Origin of the sequence: Streptomyces sp. NBC_01537 (assembly GCF_045040445.1) — a bacterium.
Lineage (GTDB): Bacteria > Actinomycetota > Actinomycetes > Streptomycetales > Streptomycetaceae > Actinacidiphila.
Genome location: NZ_CP109392.1, coordinates 6,693,867 through 6,715,860, shown reverse-complemented (window position 1 = coordinate 6,715,860; position 21,994 = coordinate 6,693,867). Strand labels below are relative to the sequence as shown.

The 21,994-nt window shown below is 69.1% G+C and carries 15 protein-coding genes, 3 tRNA genes and 2 pseudogenes; 13 read left to right on the top strand and 7 right to left on the bottom strand.

The window, feature by feature from the left end:
* Nucleotides 1–4: 4 nt before the first annotated feature.
* Nucleotides 5–195: pseudogene (locus OG607_RS30910) on the top strand (transposase); the annotation flags it as partial.
* 59 nt (nt 196–254) lie between these two features.
* On the opposite strand, the gene OG607_RS30905 reads toward OG607_RS30910, so the two are convergent.
* On the bottom strand, nt 255–848 hold the full coding sequence (locus OG607_RS30905; RefSeq protein ID WP_405730462.1) for a TetR/AcrR family transcriptional regulator: 594 nt from the start codon (nt 846–848) through the stop codon (nt 255–257).
* A 129-nt stretch (nt 849–977) separates the two neighbouring features.
* On the opposite strand from OG607_RS30905, the gene OG607_RS30900 reads away from it, so the two are divergent.
* The 8 genes and pseudogenes from OG607_RS30900 (at nt 978) to OG607_RS30865 (ending at nt 14,132) form a co-directional block, all read left to right on the top strand.
* Nucleotides 978–1,742 (top strand): 3-oxoacyl-ACP reductase family protein, encoded by a 765-nt coding sequence (locus OG607_RS30900; RefSeq protein ID WP_405730460.1) that lies wholly within the window; start codon nt 978–980, stop codon nt 1,740–1,742.
* Between the two features lie 145 nt (nt 1,743–1,887).
* Nucleotides 1,888–2,838, top strand: a complete 951-nt coding sequence (locus OG607_RS30895) for an alpha/beta fold hydrolase (RefSeq protein ID WP_405730457.1) — start codon at nt 1,888–1,890, stop codon at nt 2,836–2,838.
* Nucleotides 2,835–3,302 (top strand): ester cyclase, encoded by a 468-nt coding sequence (locus OG607_RS30890; RefSeq protein ID WP_405730455.1) that lies wholly within the window; start codon nt 2,835–2,837, stop codon nt 3,300–3,302. Before OG607_RS30895 ends, OG607_RS30890 begins: the two co-directional genes overlap by 4 nt.
* 199 nt (nt 3,303–3,501) lie before the next feature.
* A complete protein-coding gene (locus tag OG607_RS30885; protein ID WP_405730453.1) occupies nt 3,502–3,684 on the top strand; it encodes a hypothetical protein in 183 nt (60 codons plus the stop codon).
* A 101-nt stretch (nt 3,685–3,785) separates the two neighbouring features.
* Nucleotides 3,786–4,160, top strand: coding sequence for a nuclear transport factor 2 family protein (locus OG607_RS30880; RefSeq protein WP_405730451.1), 375 nt, complete (start codon nt 3,786–3,788; stop codon nt 4,158–4,160).
* Nucleotides 4,161–4,193: 33 nt separating this feature from the next.
* Nucleotides 4,194–4,394 (top strand): annotated as a pseudogene (locus OG607_RS30875) (pyridoxamine 5'-phosphate oxidase family protein); the annotation flags it as partial.
* 1,165 nt (nt 4,395–5,559) lie between these two features.
* Complete coding sequence (locus OG607_RS30870) at nt 5,560–6,996, top strand: esterase/lipase family protein (protein WP_405730449.1); 1,437 nt, start codon at nt 5,560–5,562, stop codon at nt 6,994–6,996.
* Complete coding sequence (locus tag OG607_RS30865) at nt 6,993–14,132, top strand: hypothetical protein (protein WP_405730447.1); 7,140 nt, start codon at nt 6,993–6,995, stop codon at nt 14,130–14,132. Before OG607_RS30870 ends, OG607_RS30865 begins: the two co-directional genes overlap by 4 nt.
* A 1,003-nt stretch (nt 14,133–15,135) precedes the next feature.
* Here OG607_RS30865 and OG607_RS30860 read toward each other — a convergent pair.
* Together OG607_RS30860 and OG607_RS30855 are read right to left on the bottom strand one after the other, a co-directional pair.
* On the bottom strand, nt 15,136–16,551 hold the full coding sequence (locus OG607_RS30860; RefSeq protein ID WP_405730445.1) for a sensor histidine kinase: 1,416 nt from the start codon (nt 16,549–16,551) through the stop codon (nt 15,136–15,138).
* Nucleotides 16,548–17,234, bottom strand: a complete 687-nt coding sequence (locus OG607_RS30855) for a response regulator transcription factor (RefSeq protein WP_405730443.1) — start codon at nt 17,232–17,234, stop codon at nt 16,548–16,550. Before OG607_RS30855 ends, OG607_RS30860 begins: the two co-directional genes overlap by 4 nt.
* Before the next feature lie 219 nt (nt 17,235–17,453).
* On the opposite strand from OG607_RS30855, the gene OG607_RS30850 reads away from it, so the two are divergent.
* Together OG607_RS30850 and OG607_RS30845 are read left to right on the top strand one after the other, a co-directional pair.
* The gene (locus OG607_RS30850) at nt 17,454–17,852 is read left to right on the top strand and encodes a hypothetical protein (RefSeq protein ID WP_405730441.1); all 399 of its coding nucleotides are present in this window, start codon (nt 17,454–17,456) and stop codon (nt 17,850–17,852) included.
* Between the two features lie 481 nt (nt 17,853–18,333).
* Nucleotides 18,334–18,738 carry a hypothetical protein gene (locus OG607_RS30845; protein WP_405737515.1) on the top strand — a complete coding sequence of 135 codons (405 nt, stop codon included), beginning with the start codon at nt 18,334–18,336 and terminating at the stop codon, nt 18,736–18,738.
* Here OG607_RS30845 and OG607_RS30840 read toward each other — a convergent pair.
* From OG607_RS30840 to OG607_RS30825, 4 genes are all read right to left on the bottom strand, one after another.
* On the bottom strand, nt 18,656–18,958 hold the full coding sequence (locus tag OG607_RS30840) for a transposase (RefSeq protein WP_405730439.1): 303 nt from the start codon (nt 18,956–18,958) through the stop codon (nt 18,656–18,658). The genes OG607_RS30845 and OG607_RS30840 overlap by 83 nt on opposite strands.
* A 369-nt stretch (nt 18,959–19,327) precedes the next feature.
* Nucleotides 19,328–19,401: transfer RNA gene (locus OG607_RS30835), tRNA-Ile, on the bottom strand.
* A 167-nt stretch (nt 19,402–19,568) separates the two neighbouring features.
* Nucleotides 19,569–19,641, bottom strand: a tRNA-Asn gene (locus tag OG607_RS30830).
* 5 nt (nt 19,642–19,646) lie between these two features.
* Nucleotides 19,647–19,719 (bottom strand) — tRNA-Asn (locus tag OG607_RS30825).
* A 167-nt stretch (nt 19,720–19,886) separates the two neighbouring features.
* Here OG607_RS30825 and OG607_RS30820 point away from each other — a divergent pair.
* Both OG607_RS30820 and OG607_RS30815 read left to right on the top strand, forming a co-directional pair.
* Entirely contained in the window at nt 19,887–20,186 is a 300-nt protein-coding gene (locus tag OG607_RS30820; protein WP_405730437.1) for a YtxH domain-containing protein, read from the top strand.
* A gap of 269 nt (nt 20,187–20,455) precedes the next feature.
* Complete coding sequence (locus OG607_RS30815; protein ID WP_405730435.1) at nt 20,456–21,913, top strand: FGGY family carbohydrate kinase; 1,458 nt, start codon at nt 20,456–20,458, stop codon at nt 21,911–21,913.
* Nucleotides 21,914–21,994 lie beyond the last annotated feature (81 nt).

The following is a 21,994-nucleotide window of genomic DNA, read 5'->3' as shown; positions in this document are numbered from 1 at the left end:
ACGGGGAAGGCCCGTACACCAAGCGTCGGCCGCCTATCGCGGCCAGGACAAGACGGCCGAGAAGGATGCGTTCGTCATCGCCGACCAGGCACGCATGCGCCAGACCTTGGTCACCTGCGGCCTGGCGACGAGATAGCCGTCGACCTGCGCACCCTGCCCGCCCGCCGCCTCGACCTGGTCAACGACCGGACCCGTCAGACCACTCAGATCGGTTCGCACCCGCAGACCGTCCAGCCGGCCGGCGCCGCGAGGCTTCAGTTACTCGGCCAGGTGCTGAGTGCCTGGTCGGCGACGCGGTGCATGTCTTCTCGGCTGGCACCGCCGGCGGCCTGTACGGCGAGGCCCTGCCCGACGGTGTTCACATAGCGGGCGAGGGTTTCCGGGTCGGCGGTGAGTGGCAGGTCACCCTCGGCCTGGGCTTGTTCGAACCGTTTCCGCAGGGCGGCCACTCCGGCCTCGCGGCGTTCGGCCAGGTCGCGGCGGACCGGTTCGCTTTCCGGGCCGGCGGCCAGCGCGGACTGCACCAGCAGGCAGCCGCGCGGGCAGCCGGTCGCGGTGTGGGCGTCCACGGCTCCGTGCAGCATCGCCTCGGCCACCTGCCGGGCGGTAGGCAGCTCAAGAGCCGGGGCCACAAAGGCTCCCGGGCCCTGCACATAGCGGTCGACGGCCTTGCGGAACAGCTCCTCCTTGTTGCCGAAGGCTGCGTAGATGCTGCGCCGGTTGATCCCCATGGCCTCGGTCAGCGCGGCGAGCGAGGCACCCTCGTAACCCTCGGCCCAGAACACCCGCATCGCCACCTCCAGCGCCTCGTCGGTGTCGAAGGACCGGGGCCGTCCCGTGCTGGGCATCGAAGCCTCCTTGAGAAAAGTTCGCCGCCACGGAAGGAATCCCGTGGTTGCTCAGGTTAGTGTCATCATGGATATAGTAACCGAGCGGTTCGGTTCGTAAGTGGAGTGCTGAAGAAATCGGAGACCCCTATGGGCACCCAGCTCGCCCCCGGCACCACCCGGTCCGGCGTACGGCCCCTCGACGGCAAGACCGCCCTGGTCACGGGCGGGTCCCGGGGCATCGGTGCCGGGATCGTGCGCCGTCTGACCGCCGACGGCGCCCAGGTCGCCTTCACCTACGCCAGCGCCAAGGGCCAGGCCGACGCCGTGGCCGAGGCGACGGGCGCCCTGGCCGTGCAGGCGGACAACGCGGACCACGAAGCCGTCAGGGCCGCGGTCAGCCGCACCACGGAGCATTTCGGCGGACTGGACATCCTCGTCAACAACGCCGGCGTCTCCCACGCCGCGCCGATCGAGGACTTCCCGCTGGAGGAGTTCGACCGCTTGATCGCGGTCAACGTCCGGGGCGTGTTCAGCGCCGTGCAGGCCGCCGCTCCCCACCTCGGCCCGGGTGGTCGCATCATCACCATCGGCAGCGTCATCGTCGACCGCGTCCCCTTCCCCGGCGCAACCGTCTACGCCCTGACCAAGGCCGCCGTCGCCGGTCTCACCCGGGGCCTGGCCCGCGAACTCGGTCCGCACGGCATCACCGTCAACAACGTGCAGCCCGGCCCCACCGCTACGGACATGACCCCTGACTCCGGCCCCTACGCGGAATCCCTGAAGCAGCTCATGCCGCTCGACCACTTCGCCGAGCCCGCCGACATCGCCAGCGCCGTCGCCTATCTCGCCGGCCCCGAAGCCCACTTCATCACCGGCACCAGCTGGAACGTCGACGGCGGCATCGCTGTCTGACCGCCCACCTCAGGCGACCGCAATCCACCTGAACATCCCAGTGCTCGCGCTCGGCGCAGAGGTCTCGACCGGCACAGGCCGCCGGCCTCCAGCCGCACCGCCGCGCGCGACGACACCCACCTATGACAAAGGACGTGCCACCAGCATGAACGCTTCCACCAAAGCCTCCACGACCGCCGCAACCGTCGAGTCGGAAGAGCCGCTCAGCCCCGGCTACGACGCGGCGACCAAGGACGACGCCGAGTTCAACAAGCACTTCCGGCACGGCTTCACCACCATCGACGACGTGCAGATGCACTACGTCATCGGCGGCGACGGCCCGCAGGTCATGGTGCTGCTGCACGGCTGGCCGCAGAGCTGGTACGAGTACCGCCAGATCATGCCCTCGCTGCTGCCCGGCCGCACCGTCATCGCCATCGACCTGCCGGGCCTGGGCGACTCGACCGGGAACCCGTCCTCCAGGACCAAGGCGGTCCTGGCCACCTACGTCCACAAGCTGCTCGACCGCCTCGGCCACCGCGAGAACGTACACATCGTCGCCCACGACTTCGGCGTCAGCGTCGCCTACCCACTGGCTGCCCAGTACCGCGAGCAGGTGGCGGGGCTCTTCCTCATGGACTACGGCCTGGTCGGCAAGAACCTGAAGTTCGCCACCATCGAATCGATGTTCTGGCACTTCTCCTTCAACAAGCAGAATCCGCTCGCCGAGGAACTGGTCACCGGCCGGGTCGAGACCTTCCTCACCCACTTCTTCCAGGGCATGAAGACCGCCGGCGAGAACGTGTCCGACGACGAACTGGCCGAGTTCGTCCGGCTGTTCTCCCGCCCCCAGGTCCTGCACGCCGGCTTCGAGCTCTACCGGACCGAGACCCAGGACGAGGCCGACAACACCAAACTCCAGGAAACCCCGCTGACCATCCCGGTCCGCATGATCACCCAGGCCGGCCTCGCCGACATGGTCCTGCCGCCCCTCCAGGACGCCGCCCCCCACGCCACCTCCGCCGACGTCCCCGGCGCCGGACACTTCCTCCTCCACGAAGCACCCGACCGCGTCCTGGCCGAAATCAACGCCTTCTACCCCAACCCCACCCAGTGACCAACCTCGAAAGCCGGCACACCGAGGAGAGAGGAAAGCCCCTGATGAACAGCCAACCCACTTCCGCCCGCGATGTCCCTACTCGCGTATTCGCCGCCTTCGACGCGGGCGATATCGCTGCGCTGGACACCCTGGTCTCGCCTGATCTCATCGACCACAACCTGCCCCCAGGGGCTCCGTCGGCGATCGAGGGGATGAAGGGCATGGTCGCTGCCATGCGCGATGGGTTCACCAACGCTCACCACGAGGTCGTCTACCAGGCCGAGACAGACGACGGCTGGGTCGTCTCCCAGTGGGTGATCACAGCGACCCACACCGGCCCTTGGTTCGGACTGCCCGCGACCGGCCGTGACGTGACCTGCTCCGGCATCGATCTCGCGCGCGTGGTCGACGGCCGGATCGTCGAGATCCGGCACGTCGAGGAACTGCTGCAACTGCAGATGCAGATGCAGCTCACCGACTGAGGCAGCAGCAAAGATGCACCAACGCGGCGTGAGCTGACCAGACAAGGGCCCCCGGCGAAGAGTCGAAGTTGATCGCCCCATAGACCCTTCGCCGGAGGTTCTCATGGCTCACGCTGCCGCACCGTCGGCTCCTGAAGGCCGTCTGACGACATACCAGAGGCGCTCGCTCCATCGACATGGTGCAGAGAAGGATCAAGGCGTGGTCCCGGACACCAACACCGGCAAGAAGCTCGAGGTCCCGGTCAAGCGCATCCTGCAGGGCACAGAGATCGAGCAGGTCGCCGACCGCGGCTCGATCGACGATCCGTCCGCACTCCAGCGGTTCGCCGGGTACCGCGCCGAGCGCGCCCGCAAAGGCCGGGTGGCCGAGGCCCGGCGCTGAGCCCCAGCCATAAAGAGCTGGACCCAAGTATCAGGACGCATGGCCGCGGCGCGCGGCCAAGAGAACCGAGGAGAGAGATGTCGGGCAAAGAACCGGATCCCATGGACTTCAGCGTGGTGAGCACCTTGCTGGCGGCGATCGAGAAGGGCGACATGGACGAGGTGCGCCGCTGCTTCGCGCCCGGCGCGCTCACCTGGCACAACTTCGACGAGATCGAGCAGGACGTCCATGCCATGGCTGCGATGCTCGGTCACCTCTGTGCCCTCTCGACGAGCCGGGCCTATGAAGACCGACGCATCACGACAGTCGGCTCGCAGGCGTTCCTGCAGTACACGCTGACCGCGGTGCTCCACTCCGGAGGCCGGTTCCGGATGCCGGCAATGATGCGGCTGGAGATCGACTCCGACGGGCTCGTGGCACGGATCGAGGAGTACTTCGACTCGCGCGTGCTCGACAGCCTCACCGAAGTCTCGTGACGGCCTCCGCGTTCGGCGAGAAAGCAGAGCGTGCTCCCCGGGGGCCAGAACCTCGCCCGCCTCGCCACCGTCACGCCGAAAGGACGGCCCCACGTCGTTCCCGTCATTGTCGGATTCGACGCCGACTCCGACACCCTGCCGACCATCGAGGCGGGCGCAGGTTAACTACTCAAGGACGCCCCGCGCGACGAGCTCTTCACGGCCGTCCGCGCGGCGGCCGACGGCCGCACCGTTAGCGCAGGACCGCGATCCACGGCCCATGACAGAACTGACTCACCGTCTGCGATGTCCTCACACAGGCATGATCGGCTCATGGTTCGCCGAGGGCCATGTCCACGGCGAGGGGATGCCTGTTCGCAGTGGCAGCCGGATCAGGCCTCCTGCGCGAGCCCCGCTGGCTCACCGGGCGAACAACTTCGGAAATAGGCCGCCGGCGACCCCGCAGGGCCGTTTCCTCTTCGGGCGGTTTCCTTGTCCCCACCCTGCGAACCAGACGTACCGGCAGCCGCGCCGCCCTCTCCGTTGGTTCGGCATTCGACGAATCGCCCCGGAGACACCGTCGGCCTGAACACGGCTGCGCCCTCCCGGCCCCTGTACGGCCCCTGGGGCCTGGCATCGGCCCTGAGGGCAGCCGCCCAGAACGCGAGCGACACCCGCGATCATCTACTCAGCCGCAGGTCAGACGGGTTGGAGCTCCCCTGAGCACCGCCCGACTCCGAACCCACGCGCAGCGGATTCACTCCGTTCAGGCAAAGTTGACGATCCGACACCCAAAAATGAACGTTTCCGCAGGTCACGACCCTGCAAAGGTGGGGCGGGTGGGACTCGAACCCACGACCGACGGATTATGAGTCCTTTGACGATCGTCCGCGATCTTCCCGATCCTTCCTTATCTTTCCCGTTTCTGCAGGTCAGATCCGGTCTTCTATCTTGGTCAGTCCTACTCTTTCCTGATCCCTCCCGGTCCTTCCGGCCACTTGCGGGCCACCGGGGCCACCAACGGGCCACCTTGGCCATTGAATGGCCGTCGATCGGGACGAGCGACGAGCGACGGGGTCACCCCGGAGCGTGACAGCGCAGGTCATCGCCGTCCAGCGGTCTACCTTTTCGAGTCGCGCACAGCGGAGTGCCTTACCGGCGTAAGGCGGTTCCGCCCTGCCCCGCCCACTCCTGGGGCCTTCCGCTGATGCCTCGACCACCCATTCGGACTAATCACGCTCAAAGTCAGGCCGCGTGCTCCGTATGCGTGATATCCCCAGAACTCCCATTACGCGTAGGTCCGTTCTTGCTGACGACACCCGCTGCTCTCGCAACCGCGAGCCGTGAGCGATTCGTCACTGAGTGCGCGAGGTGGGGGCAGGCGGGCCCGGTTGCCGGGCCAAGGGGAAACGGGGCGGGGATGGAACGTAAGCATCTGCTGTACGTGCTGCCGGGGATCGGCGGCAGCGTGCTTGAGCGGCCGGCAGCGGGCAAGAAGCCTGCGAAGACGGTGTGGGACGCGGGGTTCGGCGATATCGCCGGCCTGCTGTCTCGGCCGGGACGGCTGGCGGTGGACGAGCCGCTGAGGGCGACGGGGCTGATCCGCTCGAAGCGGCTGCTGCCCGGCTGGACCGTGGTGCCGGGCTACGAACGCCAGTGGAAGAACCTGCAGGTCCTGCCCGGCGTAACCATGGACATGGGGCATCCCGACCACCGCAACCTGGATGCGAACGTGGTGTTGTTCCCCTACGACTTCCGCCTTGGAGTCGAACATGCCGCCAAGCTCTTGGCAGCCGATGTCCACGAACGACTCAAAGACTGCAGCGAGGCCGAGCAGGCGGGCCGGGTGGTCGTGCTGGCCCATTCGATGGGCGGCCTGGTCGCCCGGTACTGGCTCGGTCCGATGGAGGGCTGGCCGCTGTGCCGGGCCCTGATCACCCTGGGCACCCCGCACCGCGGCGCCCCCAAAGCCCTGCAACTGCTGACCAACGGTGTTCGTGTGGCGGGGATCCGGCTGGACGGAGCGAGCAACCTGCTGCGGCAGTGGCCGTCGGTGGCGGAACTGCTCCCCCGCTACCCAGCGATCTGGGACACCACCACGGACACCGCCCGCTACCCCCACGAACTCCCTCTGCCCGGACTGGGCACCTCGGCGGAGGCGGGCTTCGCGATGCACCAGGAGATCGAAAAAGGCTGGCGGGACATGCCCCGTACAGGAGCAGAGCCGCAGGTGGTACCGCGACTGGGCTGGAGCCACGGCACCGCGGGCTCGGCGATCTGGGACGGCAAGAAGCTGAACGTGAACAAGAGCCTGCCCACATGGCTGGACCTCGAGGGCTGGGAGAACGATCACGGGGACGGCACAGTCCCCGCATTCTCAGCCGTGCCGGTGGAGATGAGCGGACACGACACCTCAGGCTGGCGTGACCGCGACCGGCACGGGCCGATCGTCTCCGCCGACTGGGTCCCCGGCCTGGCACAGGCCTACGAAACCAAGAAGACATCGCTGGCCGCCCGCGGCGACGAACGGCAAGCAGCCCTCGGCCTGGACCTGGACGAACTCCACAGCACAGGCGCACCGGTCCCGCTGCGTGTGCACCTGCGGGGCGACAACCTGCCCGAGGACCTCTCCTCAGCTCCGGCTTCGCTCGCACTGTGGGCGACCATGCGCACGGACGAGAGCTCGGATGCGCCGGTGGCGGAAGTCCGGCTGGACTGGGATGAGACCACAAGCAGCTACGTCACCGAACTCCCCGGCCAACTGCCGGGACTGTACGACATCGAGGTGGCAGTGCAGGCCGTGCCGGGCATCGGTGAACTGGACGCCTCCGACACGGTGGCGGTGGTGGCCCCATGAGCACCTGGCCCCGCTGGTCACTGGACGGCGAGCCCGCCGCGCTCGCCAAGTACGTCCTGCCCGACGAAGTCGCCGCACTGGTGCACCTGCCCGGCCCACCGGCCAACAGCCGCATCGCCCAGACCCAGGCCATCTACGAAGCACTAGCCGCACAAGGAATCACCTACTCCCACGAGCCTCCCTCCGACGAACCGGACCGCCAGGTCATCCGCGATCCCGGCGAAGTCCTGTGGTGCCCCAAGCACGCCACCTGCCTGGACCTCGCCCTCATCATGGCCGGAGCCTGCCTCCACGCCGGCCTGCACCCGATCGTCTTCATCCTCGACCCACCCGAGCCCGACCGCGCCGCCCACGCCCTGCTAGGAGTATGGATCGGCAACCCACGCCCCGGTGGCCCCCAGACGCCAGATGCGGACGTATGGGACACCGCGCCAGAAGGCTGGCTGAACCTCATCCAGCAGGACGTGGACACACCCCCACGGCCGCTGCTGCTGCTCGACCCCGTCGGCATCGCCCACCCACTGCCCAACTCCCCCATCCGCGGTGCCCACGCCCCATTTGCCGAAGCTGTACGCGCGGGCGCCAGATACGCCTCCGGCTGGACTTGGCGCCTGGCCGTCGACATCGGCCGCACCTGGCGCAAGCAGGACACCCACACCCCGGCCGACCGCCCCGAGGACAACCCGCTACGCCCGCCGTATGTGGAACTGGACCCGAACGTCCACCGGCCCCTGCAGGTACTGCGCGCCGAACACGCGGTCGTGCCCTTCCAAGCCCGCGACGAACTGACCATCCTCACCCACTGGTGCCGCACCATCGCCGCCGGGCCCTACACCGGCGTCACCGTCATCCACGGCGCCGGCGGGGCGGGCAAGACCCGCCTCGCCCTGGAACTCGCCCACCAACTGGCCACCCGCGAGGGCTGGTACACCGGCTACCTACGCGAACACGCCACCGGACGGGGCTGGCTGGGCACCGTCATCTCCCCCACCCTCATCGTCCTCGACTACGCCGACGCCCGCACCGCCGACGCCGAGGAACTCCTGGCCATCCTCAAACGCCGCACCGAACGCGGCGCCGCACCCGCCGTCGTCATCATGACCGCACGCGCCATCAACGGCCAATGGCTCACCAACCTCCGCAAAGCCTGGAACCGCGACGGACACCTCTGCCGCGAAAGCACCCCCCTGCACCTGCCACCCGACCACCCCGCCGGCGCCACCATCTTCCGCCGCGCCGCCCAGGCCTTCCACCACGGCCCCGACGACGAACTCGACCTCCAAGCCGCCGACCGCGCCGCACCCACCGACTGGACCACCCTCGATTACATCCTGCTGGCCCTGCTCGCCGCCCGCAGCCCCGACCGACTCCCCACCACACGCGAAGACCTCTACGAAGAAGTCCTCACCCACGAACGCACCTACTGGGCCCAAACCCACAGAAGAATCGCGGGCCTCCCCAAAGACGCGGACGCTCCCCTGGACGTCCTCAACCGTGCCGTAGCCAGCCTCACCCTGCGCGCACCCACCACACGCACAGAAATCCTTGCCGCACTGCGCACCGTGGACGAACTCCGCGACGACGCCCAATGGCGCGAGACCATCCGCACCACCCTGACCACCTGCCTGCAACCCGGCCCCGGCGAACCCCTCGTCCTACGCCCCGACCCCATCGCCGACCACCTCACCCTCCACGAACTCCACGACGACGAGAACCTGCTCGCCGGTATCCTGAACGGCCTCGACGACGAACCTCTCCTGGCCGCCCTGCGCCAGCTCAACCGCGCCGCCACAGCCCAGCCCGCCACCGCCACACACATGCTGACGGACTGGGTCACCGCCAGCACAAACCGGTGGCACCTCGTCCTCCGCATCGCCGCGGAACAAGGCGGCACCGCGCTGGCCGCCCTCGGACAGCTCATCAACAACGCCCCTGCAGTGCCCTGGCTAGACGATCTCTCCGATGCCATCCCCTTCACCGCGCTCGGCCTGCCCGAACTCGGCCTGCAAACCGACCTTCGACGCCTGTCGCTCCTGCGGGCCGATGACACCACCCAACCCGCCACACTCGCGGACCAGCTCCAACGCATCAGCCGCCGCCAATCCGCCACCGGGGACCGGCAGGCAGCCCTGACCTCCATCACCGAAGCCGTCGACCACTACCGCACCCTGGCCCAAGCCAGCCCCGCCGCCTACCTCCCCGACCTCGCCGGCGCCCTGAACAACCTCTCCAATCGACAGAGCGAGACCGGGGACCACCAGGCAGCCCTGACCTCCATCACCGAAGCCGTCGAGATCCTCCGCCCCCTGGCCCAAGCCAGCCCAGCCGCCTACCTCCCCGACCTCGCCACCTCCCTGAACAACCTCTCCAACCGACAGAGCGAGACCGGGGACCACCAGACAGCCCTGACCTCCATCACCGAAGCCGTCGAGATCCGCCGCGCACTGGCCCAAGCCAGCCCCGCCGCCTACCTCCCCAACCTCGCCGGCGCCCTGAACAACCTCTCCGCATGCCAGAGCGAGACCGGGGACCGGCAGGCAGCCCTGACCTCCATCACCGAAGCCGTCGACCACTACCGCGCACTGGCCCAGACCAGCCCTGCCGCCTACCTCCCCAACCTCGCCATGTCCCTGAACAACCTCTCCAACCGACAGAGCGAGACCGGGGACCACCAGGCAGCCCTGACCTCCATCACCGAAGCCGTCGACCACTACCGCGCACTGGCCCAGGCCAACCAGGCCGCCTACCTCCCCGACCTCGCCGCCTCCCTGAACAACCTCTCCCTCTGGCAGAGCGAGACCGGGGACCACCAGGCAGCCCTGACCTCCATCACCGAAGCCGTCGAGATCCGCCGCGCACTGGCCCAAGCCAGCCCAGCCGCCTACCTCCCCGACCTCGCCACCTCCCTGAACAACCTCTCCCTCTGGCAGGGCAAGACCGGGGACCGGCAGGCAGCCCTGACCTCCATCACCGAAGCCGTCGACCACTACCGCACCCTGGCCCAAGCCAGCCCCGCCGCCTACCTCCCCGACCTCGCCACCTCCCTGAACAACCTCTCCGCATGCCAGAGCGAGACCGGGGACCGGCAGGCAGCCCTGACCTCCATCACCGAAGCCGTCGAGATCCGCCGCGCACTGGCCCAAGCCAGCCCCGCCGCCTACCTCCCCGACCTCGCCGGCGCCCTGAACAACCTCTCCGTCTTCCAGGACGAGACCGGGGACCGGCAGGCAGCCCTGACCTCCATCACCGAAGCCGTCGAGATCCGCCGCGCACTGGCCCAAGCCAGCCCCGCCGCCTACCTCCCCGACCTCGCCGCCTCCCTGAACAACCTCTCCCTCTGGCAGGGCAAGACCGGGGACCGGCAGGCAGCCCTGACCTCCATCACCGAAGCCGTCGAGATCCGCCGCGCACTGGCCCAAGCCAGCCCAGCCGCCTACCTCCCCGACCTCGCTGGCGCCCTGAACAACCTCTCCGCATGCCAAAGCAACACCGGGGACCGGCAGGCAGCCCTGACCTCCATCACCGAAGCCGTCGACCACTACCGCACCCTGGCCCAAGCCAGCCCCGCCGCCTACCTCCCCAACCTCGCCACCTCCCTGAACAACCTCTCCAACCGACAGAGCGAGACCGGGGACCACCAGGCAGCCCTGACCTCCATCACCGAAGCCGTCGACCACTACCGCACCCTGGCCCAAGCCAGCCCCGCCGCCTACCTCCCCAACCTCGCCACCTCCCTGAACAACCTCTCCGCATGCCAAAGCAACACCGGGGACCACCAGGCAGCCCTGACCTCCATCACCGAAGCCGTCGACCACTACCGCGCACTGGCCCAAGCCAGCCCAGCCGCCTACCTCCCCGACCTCGCCGGCGCCCTGAACAACCTCTCCGCATGCCAGAGCGAGACCGGGGACCGGCAGGCAGCCCTGACCTCCATCACCGAAGCCGTCGAGATCCTCCGCCCCCTGGCCCAAGCCAGCCCAGCCGCCTACCTCCCCGACCTCGCCATGTCCCTGAACAACCTCTCCAACCGACAGAGCGAGACCGGGGACCACCAGGCAGCCCTGACCTCCATCACCGAAGCCGTCGAGATCCTCCGCCCCCTGGCCCAAGCCAGCCCAGCCGCCTACCTCCCCGACCTCGCCACCTCCCTGAACAACCTCTCCAACCGACAGAGCGAGACCGGGGACCACCAGACAGCCCTGACCTCCATCACCGAAGCCGTCGAGATCCGCCGCGCACTGGCCCAAGCCAGCCCCGCCGCCTACCTCCCCAACCTCGCCGGCGCCCTGAACAACCTCTCCGCATGCCAGAGCGAGACCGGGGACCGGCAGGCAGCCCTGACCTCCATCACCGAAGCCGTCGACCACTACCGCGCACTGGCCCAGACCAGCCCTGCCGCCTACCTCCCCAACCTCGCCATGTCCCTGAACAACCTCTCCAACCGACAGAGCGAGACCGGGGACCACCAGGCAGCCCTGACCTCCATCACCGAAGCCGTCGACCACTACCGCGCACTGGCCCAGGCCAACCAGGCCGCCTACCTCCCCGACCTCGCCGCCTCCCTGAACAACCTCTCCCTCTGGCAGAGCGAGACCGGGGACCACCAGGCAGCCCTGACCTCCATCACCGAAGCCGTCGAGATCCGCCGCGCACTGGCCCAAGCCAGCCCAGCCGCCTACCTCCCCGACCTCGCCACCTCCCTGAACAACCTCTCCCTCTGGCAGGGCAAGACCGGGGACCGGCAGGCAGCCCTGACCTCCATCACCGAAGCCGTCGACCACTACCGCACCCTGGCCCAAGCCAGCCCCGCCGCCTACCTCCCCGACCTCGCCACCTCCCTGAACAACCTCTCCGCATGCCAGAGCGAGACCGGGGACCGGCAGGCAGCCCTGACCTCCATCACCGAAGCCGTCGAGATCCGCCGCGCACTGGCCCAAGCCAGCCCCGCCGCCTACCTCCCCGACCTCGCCGGCGCCCTGAACAACCTCTCCGTCTTCCAGGACGAGACCGGGGACCGGCAGGCAGCCCTGACCTCCATCACCGAAGCCGTCGAGATCCGCCGCGCACTGGCCCAAGCCAGCCCCGCCGCCTACCTCCCCGACCTCGCCGCCTCCCTGAACAACCTCTCCCTCTGGCAGGGCAAGACCGGGGACCGGCAGGCAGCCCTGACCTCCATCACCGAAGCCGTCGAGATCCGCCGCGCACTGGCCCAAGCCAGCCCAGCCGCCTACCTCCCCGACCTCGCTGGCGCCCTGAACAACCTCTCCGCATGCCAAAGCAACACCGGGGACCGGCAGGCAGCCCTGACCTCCATCACCGAAGCCGTCGACCACTACCGCACCCTGGCCCAAGCCAGCCCCGCCGCCTACCTCCCCAACCTCGCCACCTCCCTGAACAACCTCTCCAACCGACAGAGCGAGACCGGGGACCACCAGGCAGCCCTGACCTCCATCACCGAAGCCGTCGACCACTACCGCACCCTGGCCCAAGCCAGCCCCGCCGCCTACCTCCCCAACCTCGCCACCTCCCTGAACAACCTCTCCGCATGCCAAAGCAACACCGGGGACCACCAGGCAGCCCTGACCTCCATCACCGAAGCCGTCGACCACTACCGCGCACTGGCCCAAGCCAGCCCAGCCGCCTACCTCCCCGACCTCGCCGGCGCCCTGAACAACCTCTCCGCATGCCAGAGCGAGACCGGGGACCGGCAGGCAGCCCTGACCTCCATCACCGAAGCCGTCGAGATCCTCCGCCCCCTGGCCCAAGCCAGCCCAGCCGCCTACCTCCCCGACCTCGCCATGTCCCTGAACAACCTCTCCAACCGACAGAGCGAGACCGGGGACCACCAGGCAGCCCTGACCTCCATCACCGAAGCCGTCGAGATCCTCCGCCCCCTGGCCCAAGCCAGCCCAGCCGCCTACCTCCCCGACCTCGCCACCTCCCTGAACAACCTCTCCAACCGACAGAGCGAGACCGGGGACCACCAGACAGCCCTGACCTCCATCACCGAAGCCGTCGACCACTACCGCACCCTGGCCCAAGCCAGCCCCGCCGCCTACCTCCCCAACCTCGCCACCTCCCTGAACAACCTCTCCAACCAGCAGAGCGAGATCGGGGTCGCCTCTGCCGCCTGGGATGAGGCCATCACTGACCTGGGACTCAACTCGCTTACCCAAGCGGAACTCCGCGCCCACTACGCTAGGTACCTCGCCACACACGCTCACGTCGGTCCTGCCGTCGAGCAACTCGTCCATGCTGCTTTGGCCTGTGCTGACGGCGACCCATCGCCCCTGAGACGGGCCCGGCAACAGGTCCGGGGCACCGCAACGAGCCTCGGCATCCAAGATCCACGGCTGCCTGACTGGGCCGTCGACCCCCTGCCCGACGACGTCCTGGCACTTCTCAACCAGTGGGCCCAAGCCGCCGATTGGCTAAGCACGGAAGCATTCCTCCACGCGCATGAAGACCGGCTCCGGCAAGCGGACTTCCGCCATCAACTGCAACTGGCAGCAGCTCTCTTCCCCGAGACCCCGGCCATCGACGACCTCACCGACTTCCTCAGCCAGGTCGACGCCGAGGGCCTTGACACCGTCCTGGACCGTGGACGGCGCGACCACGAAGTACGTCAACTGTTCCACGAGTGGATCGCAACTCCCACCTGGGCGGACTCCAAGCACTTCCTCAATACGCATAGCGGCGAGCTGCGCACGCCCGAAGTCCAGGCACTGCTCACCGGGACAGACGCGCCCACCGCGCGCCTGCATCTCGCCATCCTGCAGCTCACCGGCACGCTCTCCTTCGACCAGGTCTACGAGATCGTCACCGACCGAGACGTCGCGACCGAGCAGGCCTTCACCGCCGTCGACCACGCAGACGTCCCGCTCCTGCATCGCATCCTGAACGCCCACCCGGCCCTGCTCACCGGCATCACCGGGGCGTTCTTCGCCACGGTGTACGCCGTGGCCCGCGGCGATGCCGAGCAGGCCCGCCAACTCGCCCACGCCATCGCCGAGCATGGCACGGACACCCAGCGTCACGCCTACGCAATCCGGCTCCGCGCCCTTGCCCAGCTCGCCCCCGCGCTCCGCGACGCAAGAGAACTTGCCGATCTCATCCACCCCGAAAAGAACCCCTGATCAGCCACGGGGCCGGAGTCGGAACAGCAATGCCAGCGGCTGTCAGGCATCGCAAGACGAGCCTTCGGCAACCGCGGAATCACACTCGTACGCCCACCAGCGCCCGGCCATGAGGCCGGGGGTTCGGTGGGGGCTGGCACAGTGCTTTACGAGTCCCATGCCCGGGACCCATCCAGTGCTCGAAAGGCGCTAACCACCCCCACGAAGACGCGCGTCCTGATCACCACCGACGCCGCATCCGCGCCGCACAGCACACCGCGAGACCGACGGCGACGCCAACCAGAAACCTCTGGCCCCGCACGCCGCAACACCCCTCGTCGCTCCGCCCGGGCGTGGTTGGCATCCGCGCCGAACACCGTCCGACGTGAACGGAGGAGCAGGAGCAGGCACGCTCACCGATCCCAATCTCGAGCTCATCCACTTCCTGATCCCCCGGCTGACTCCCACCCACCTGAGAGGGCCGACGCTGACCGCAATACCCTTCCTTCGCCCTCCGGGCCACTGCCGGGCCACTTGATCTTGGCCAAGGGGGCTAAGACAGAGCTGCCGCGTGACACGTGACCGGCCTACTCGCTTACTCCAGCACAGGTCAGGACGTCGCCAGCGCGGCCAGACGATCCCAAGGACCCCCCAGAACTCAACGCGGCGAGCAGCGGATCACGCACTCCGTATGCGTGATATCTCCAGAACTCCCATTGACGGTGCCGTAGTTGCTGGTGCCGGCCTTGCGGAACTGCAGCTTGACCGCCTGAGCGCCGTAGCTGCGGAAGCGGCACCAGTTACACCGCCACCGTCCACGCCGACGGAACGGCCGGAAGCACCCGCGCCCCCACCGTGGTCAGCACCCAGACGTTCGCCTCAGCCACCACACTGAGCGTGACCATGACCGGCGCGGGCGGACAGGCGATCATCTGGACCCCGGCGAGCTGACCGCCGAGCGAAGCCCCGGCCGGCCCGCGGTGCCCCGCGTACGCACACGCTGTTGGTCTCGCGTGCCGCCTGCTCAGGCGGTGTCGCCGTGGGCGGGAAGGCGGAGAGTGAAGTGGGCGCCGTGCGCGGTAGGAGCGATGGTGAGGGTGCCGTGGTGGGTGCCGGCGATGCGGTGGGCGATGGCCAGGCCGAGGCCGGTGCCGCCGGTGTCACGGGCGCGGGCGTCGTCGAGACGGGTGAAGCGTTCGAAGATCCGCTCGTGGTGCTCGGGGGGTATGCCGGGGCCGTCGTCAAGGACATCGAGGACGGCTTCGTGGCTCTCGGCGTCGCGGGTGAGACGGATGTCGATGGTGCCGGCGGCGTGGCGCTGGGCGTTGTCGAGGAGGTTGCCCAGGACGCGGGAGAGCAGAGCCGGGTGGCCGTGTACGGCGATCGGGCCGGGGTCTGTGTGGAATTCGACGGTGAGGTGGGTCGGGGGGCGCCGGCGGGCGAGTTCCTTGCGGACCAGGTCGGTGAGGTCGATGGGCCGGCCGGGTTGTCGGTCGGCGTGCTCGGCGTCGAGGCGGGCCAGGAGCAGCAGGTCGCCGGTGAGGTCCTGGAGGCGTATGGCGTCGTTGTGGGCGGCGTCGACGACCAGGGGCCAGTCGGCGGTGTCGGGACGGTTCAGGGCGAGTTCAAGTTCGGTGCGCAGACAGGCCAGAGGGGTGCGCAGTTCGTGGGAGGCGTCGGCGACAAACTGGCGCTGCCGGTCGATGACGGACTGCAGCCGGTCCAGCGTGGCGTTCATCGTCGCGGCCAGCCGGGCGATCTCATTGCCGGCTCGTGGGACCGGGACCCTGCGGTCGAGATGGTGTGCGCTGAGCTCGGCGAACTGCACGCGGACGGCCTCGACCGGACGCAGCACCCTGCCGACGGCGAACCAGGTGCCGCCCGCGATCAGGAGGGTGAGCGCACCGGTGCCTCCTGCCAGCCGCCACACCACGGAATTCAACTGTTCCTGCTCGGCCTGCAGCGGAAACGTTCCCACTGTGACGCTGTCGTAAGACGAGGGCTGCATGGGCGTGATGGTCACGTGTCTGATGGGGGCGGGGCCGTCAGCAGCGTCGGTCCACGGGATCAGCGACAGCGAGCCCTGTGACGTCGCCCAGGCGGGCGTCGATGATGCGCGGCTGCGGGCGAGCGTGCAGCCGCCCACTTCCTGCCGGCCGTTGTGCTCCGGCAGATCGGGACGGGGTGTGCAGGCCGGCAGATCACCGTTCACGTGAATCTCGTGGCCCGGTGCGGGGTCCTTGTCGTTGACGAGGATGACCCTGTCCTCCGTGCTCTGACGGGCTTCTCCCAGCAGGGACGATCGAGTCGTCAGGGCGGAGATTACGGCGGCCGCCGTCAGGGGGGTCAGGGCGATCACCGCAGCCATCAGAGTCATCCGCACACGCATGGTGGCGGGCAGCAGGCGGCGGAGCATGGCAAGCAGCCGTTTTCGCTTCATCCCTGTGCCCCTTCGCGGGCGTCCAGCTGGTAGCCGACACCGCGTACGGTACGGATGGTGTGCCGCTGAAACGGAGTGTCGATCTTGCGGCGCAGGGCACTCACATAGACCTCGACGATGTTCACGTCACCGTCGAACCGGTCGTCCCACACGTGCTCCAGCACCTCGCACTTGGAGACCGTCTCCCCGCAGCGCCGGGCCAGGTACTCCAGCACCGCGAACTCCCGCGGGGTCAGCGCCACCGCGGCGGTGCCACGGCGGCAGCGGCGGGTGGCCGGATCGACCTCCAGGTCGCCTATCCGCAGAATCGCGGGCCGTTCGGGCCGGCCACGGCGGATCAGGGCACGCAGCCGCGCGGTGAGGGCGATGAACGAGAAGGGCTTGGTGACGTAGTCGTCCGCGCCGGTGTCCAACCCTTCTGCCTGGTCGTACTCGCCGTCCTTGGCCGTCAGCATCAGCACCGGCGTCCAGATTCCGGCCTCCCGCAGCCGTGCGCACAGCCGGTAGCCGTTCAGACGGGGCAACATCAGGTCCAGCACGATCGTGTCGTAGGCGTTCTCCAGCGCCAGGTCCAGGCCCTGCGCCCCGTCGTACGCCAGGTCGACGGCGTACCCCTCACCTGTCAGGCCCCGGCGCAGCAGCTCTGCCAGCCGCCGGTCGTCCTCGACCACCAGTATCCGCATGCCTTCCAGGATGGCCGCCCGGCCCTGAGGAGAGGCTGAAGACCCTTCAGGAACCTTCAGGCTCCTTACAGCCTTGTCATGTCACCTTCCTTTCACGGCCCACGTCCCAACGGACAGCCCAGCGACGGGCGGGCCGCAGGGGGCACGGGGAGGGGACCGGAGCAGGGGGGAAACCGGCCCCTCCCCGACCCGCGGAAACCACCGACGAGGGGAACTCACATGTACACAGCCTCAATCCGCCGCAGCACGTCCAGGAACGCGGTGGCGCTGGCCCTGGCCGCGGCGCTCCTGGCTCTGATGTCGGTGCTGACAGGCGCCGCGCCGGCACAGGCGGCATCGTGCACCAGCCAGACCGTCTCCAACGTCGACTCCGGCTGGGCCACGGTGGCAGCGGGCGCCAACCTCCAGAAGGCTCCCTACGGCGCGTGCGGCACCGTCACCCACATCTCCGCCAGCACGAAGGTCTGGCTGTGGTGCACGGTGGAGAACGACTACGGCAACCTCTGGGCCTGGGTGCGCATCGACGGCACCCAGACCTACGGCTGGGCCTACTACGGCGACTTCACCGACGGCGACTTCTCCGACACCTCGTACTGGTGCCCAGGAGAACCGTCCTGACCCACGACCGGCCAGCGGTAGGGCCGACTGCGGCCCCCGAAGGGTTCCTCCGGCGCGACGCCGGAGGAACCCCGAATCCGTCGGCACGCCATCGACCGTCGAGGGCCTCAAAACGCCGGACGTGGGCACGACGCGAGTCGCGGGGCCCGATCCCGTCGCCGACCACAGCCGGGTGACCGGAGCCCCCGCTTTCTGCCGGGCTTCGCTGCTTAGTGCGTTGTGGCAAAGGGAGTCCCTGTTCGATGAGCAGGGGCTTCTTCGTGTGCGGGGCGTGATCGCGGAGGGGTAGGGGCAGGCAGCGGACGGCTTGCTGTTGATCGAGGAGGGTGCGATGCCGTCGGTGCGGGGGTTGATGGAACGGCGTGAGGCGCGGGCGAGGCAGGATCTGGAGTCCTGAACGGAGGTTCTGGAGCAGGCTCAGGCGGAGGTGGATGCCGCGCGGGAGCGGGTCGAGCGGGCCCGGGTGGGGCGTGAGGAGCTCGTGTCGGTGCTGGCCGAGGAGAGCCCGGTGAATACGCCGATTTCCGTGCCTTCTGGTGGTGAGGCGGCTGCCGGAGTGGGATCGGGCGGCTTGGGCGCGGGGCATGGCGAGAGGCCGCCGGTGTGGCGGTCGGGCATGGGCGAGGAGGTGCTCAGCGGCCTCTACCGGGAGGTGTTCGCCGCTGCGGGGCCGGTGAACGGGGTGGAGCTGACGCGGGCGGTGGGCCGGGAAGCGGAGATCACGAACGAGGTGGAGAAGATCCGTCACCGTGCCTACGTGCTGGAGAAGCGGGGCTGGCTGGTGCGGGCGGAGGACGGACGGTTCATGCCCGCGCCCGGAGCAGTCGGCCGGGGCGTTTTTCCGGCCAGCGCGGAGCGTCTGCGGCCAGGCGCCGGGACAGCCTGATCACAGCGGCCCACCACACCATCTGGGCGTGGTGGTCGGGGCGGCGTTCGTGGTCGCGGTTGAGGCGGCATGAGCGGGAGAGCCAGCTCAGCGTGCGCTCCACCACCCACCTGCGGGCCAGGACGACAAATCCGCGTTGCCCGTCGGATCGGCGCACGACCTCGATCCGGACTCCGTGACGGGCGAACGCCTTCGCCAGCGCCGGAACATCCCCGTGCACGCTGGGCCGACGTGAACGGAGGAACAGAAGCAGACACGCCTGCCAATCCCTGTATCGCACTCATCGACTGCCCTGATCGACCGACCGGATCCCACCCACTTGAGAGGGTCGACGCGCGACCGCAGCACCCCTCCCGCGCCCCCCGGGCCACTGACGGGCCACTGGATCTTGGTATCGAGCCTTAGGACAGCCATCCCGGAGGCAGGCAGCAACCTTGATCACCTACTGTGCCGCAGGTCAGATGGGTTGGAGCTCCCCCTAGCGCCGCCACACTCCAAAGTCGTGAGCAGCGGATTCAGTCCGTTGGACGGAAGTTGACGATCCAACACCTCACGAGGAACGTTTCCGCAGGTCAGGGCCCTGCCGGAGTGGGGCGGGTGGGACTCGAACCCACGACCGACGGATTATGAGTCCGCTGCTCTAACCGGCTGAGCTACCGCCCCGTACGGCGCGTCGTGCACGCCGTCTGCGCAGCATAGCTGCTCATACGATCTGTCGCCCTCTCGGGTCACAGACGCATCATCTGGTGGACATCGATCACCGGGTGATCGGTTCCACCGGGCAGAAAACCGCATGAAAAAGGACCCCCGCGGGGGTCCTTCTCCGGCTGCTCCCCCGGCTGGACTCGAACCAGCAACCCTCCGGTTAACAGCCGAATGCTCTGCCAATTGAGCTACAGGGGACCGCGCTCCCCCGACTGGACTCGAACCAGTAACCTGCCGGTTAACAGCCGGCTGCTCTGCCAATTGAGCTACAGGGGATTGCTTGGCGTGCACCGAATGCACCCACTCCCGGCCTCCCGGGCGGCGTGTGCTCGCTGCGACACATACATTAGCGCAAGTAGGGGGGTGCTCCGCCAACCGGTATGGCCGTGGTTGTCCTGCGGCTACGGCGGGTAGGCGAGCCATACCGACGGAAGGGTGGAGCCATGCGCTACCGGCTGACGTTCATCGGCGGAGTGGTGGTGGGGTACGTGCTCGGCGCGCGGGCCGGGCGGGAGCGGTACGAGCAGTTGCGCAAGAACGTGCAGAGGGTCGCGCAGAACCCGGCGGTGCGGAACGCCGCGGAGACGGCGGGGCAGACGGGGCGGGGAGTGGCCCTGAAGGCGGTGGACGCGGTGGCGTCGAAGGTGGGGGACAAGCTGCCGCCCCAGGTGGCGGAGCGGGTGCGGCGGCTGCGGAGCAATGGCGGACCGGGCGAGGACGACTGGGGCACGAGCAACACGTAGCAGGAACGGCACCCCGGCACGACGGCCGGAGGACGGCGCAGCCGTGCCGACGCCTGCGAAGCAGTGCGAGGACGGCATCCAGGATCGGGCCGACTGGGGGCACGAGCAACACGTAGCAGGAACCGGCACCCCGGCACCGGCACCCCGGCACGACGGGGCCGGAGGACGGCATCCAGGATCGGGCCGACTGGGGCACGAGCAATACGTAGCGGTGAGGGCGCCCGCGTGCGTTTTTTCGCGGGCTCGGCGGTGTAAGGCATCATTCCCGCATGGCGATAGTGGCGGGTATGGACAGCTCGGGCGCGGGGACCACCGTTGTCGTGTGTGACGGCGAGAGCGGGCAGGTGCTGCGGCAGGGGTATGCGCCGCATCCCGTGGAGGGCGGGGGTGAGGGGACACCGAGCGAGGTGGACCCGCAGGTGTGGCTGTTGTCGCTGGGGGAGGCGGCGAAGGACGGACTGCTGGAGGGGGTCCGGGCGATCGGGGTGTCGGGGCAGCAGCACGGGATGCTGGCGCTGGACGGGGCCGGGGCGCTGGTGAGGCCGGCGTTGTTGTGGAACGACAAGCGGGCGCAGATACAGGCGGCGGATCTGACGGAGGAACTGGGCGGGCCGGGGGGCTGGGCGGAGGCCGTGGGGGCGGTGCCGCAGGCGGCGTATCCGGTGGCGAAGCTGCGGTGGATGGCGCAGCACGAGCCGCAGGCGGCGCAGCGGACGGCGGAGGTCGTGCAGCCGCACGACTGGCTGGTGTGGCAGCTGCTGGGGCGGCCGCAGCGGCGTACGACGGACCGGGGGGACGCGTCGGGCACGGGGTACTGGTCGGCGGCGACGGGGCAGTACCGCACGGACATCGTGCAGCGGGCGCTGGGCCATCAGGTGGGGCTGCCGGAGGTGCTGGGGCCGGCCGAGCCGGCCGGGCAGACGCCGGAAGGGCTGCTGATCTCGGCCGGGACCGGGGACAACATGGCGGCGGCGCTCGGGCTGGGGGTCGGGCCGGGGGACGCGGTGGTGTCGCTGGGCGCCGGCGGGACGATCTTCGCGGTGCACCATGAGGCGCTGAACGACCCGAGCGGCACGATCACGTCGTTCGCGGACGCGACGGGGCGGCATCTGCCGATGGTGCACACCCGTAACGCGGTACGCGCGCTGCGCGGGACGGCCGATCTGCTGGGGACGGACCTGGCGGGGCTGAGCGACCTGGCGGTGAAGTCCACGCCGGGGTCGCACGGGCTCGTACTGCTCCCCTATCTGGAGGGTGAGCGGACCCCCGACCTGCCGCACACAGCCGGGACGCTGGCGGGGCTGCGGCGGGAGAGCATGAAGCCGGAGCATCTTGCGCGTGCGGCGTTCGAGGGAATGCTGTGCGGGCTGGCGGACGCGTTGGACGTCCTGCGCATGCGGGGTGTGGAGGTACGGCGGATCTTCCTGCTGGGCCCGGCGGGCGAGCTGCCGGCGGTGCAGCAGATGGCCCCGGCGCTGCTCGGGGCGCGGATCGTGATCCCGCAGCCGGCGGAGTACGCGGCGCTGGGCGCGGCGCGGCAGGCGGCATGGTCGCTGGGCGCGGTCACGGGGACCGGGACCGGGTCGGCGGAGCAGCCGCCGCAGTGGCAACCCGCCGCGCTGGGCGTGATCGACCCGGGCGGGGACGACGTGGCGATCGGGCAGGCGGTGCGGCAGCAGTACACGGCGGTACGGGACCAGACGCACCCAGGAGCCTTCTCGTACTGAGCGGCGTGCAGAAGGGCGCACTGAAGGCGCACTGAAAGACGTACCGAGAAATCGGGTGCTTTCGGCAACGGTCCGAATATA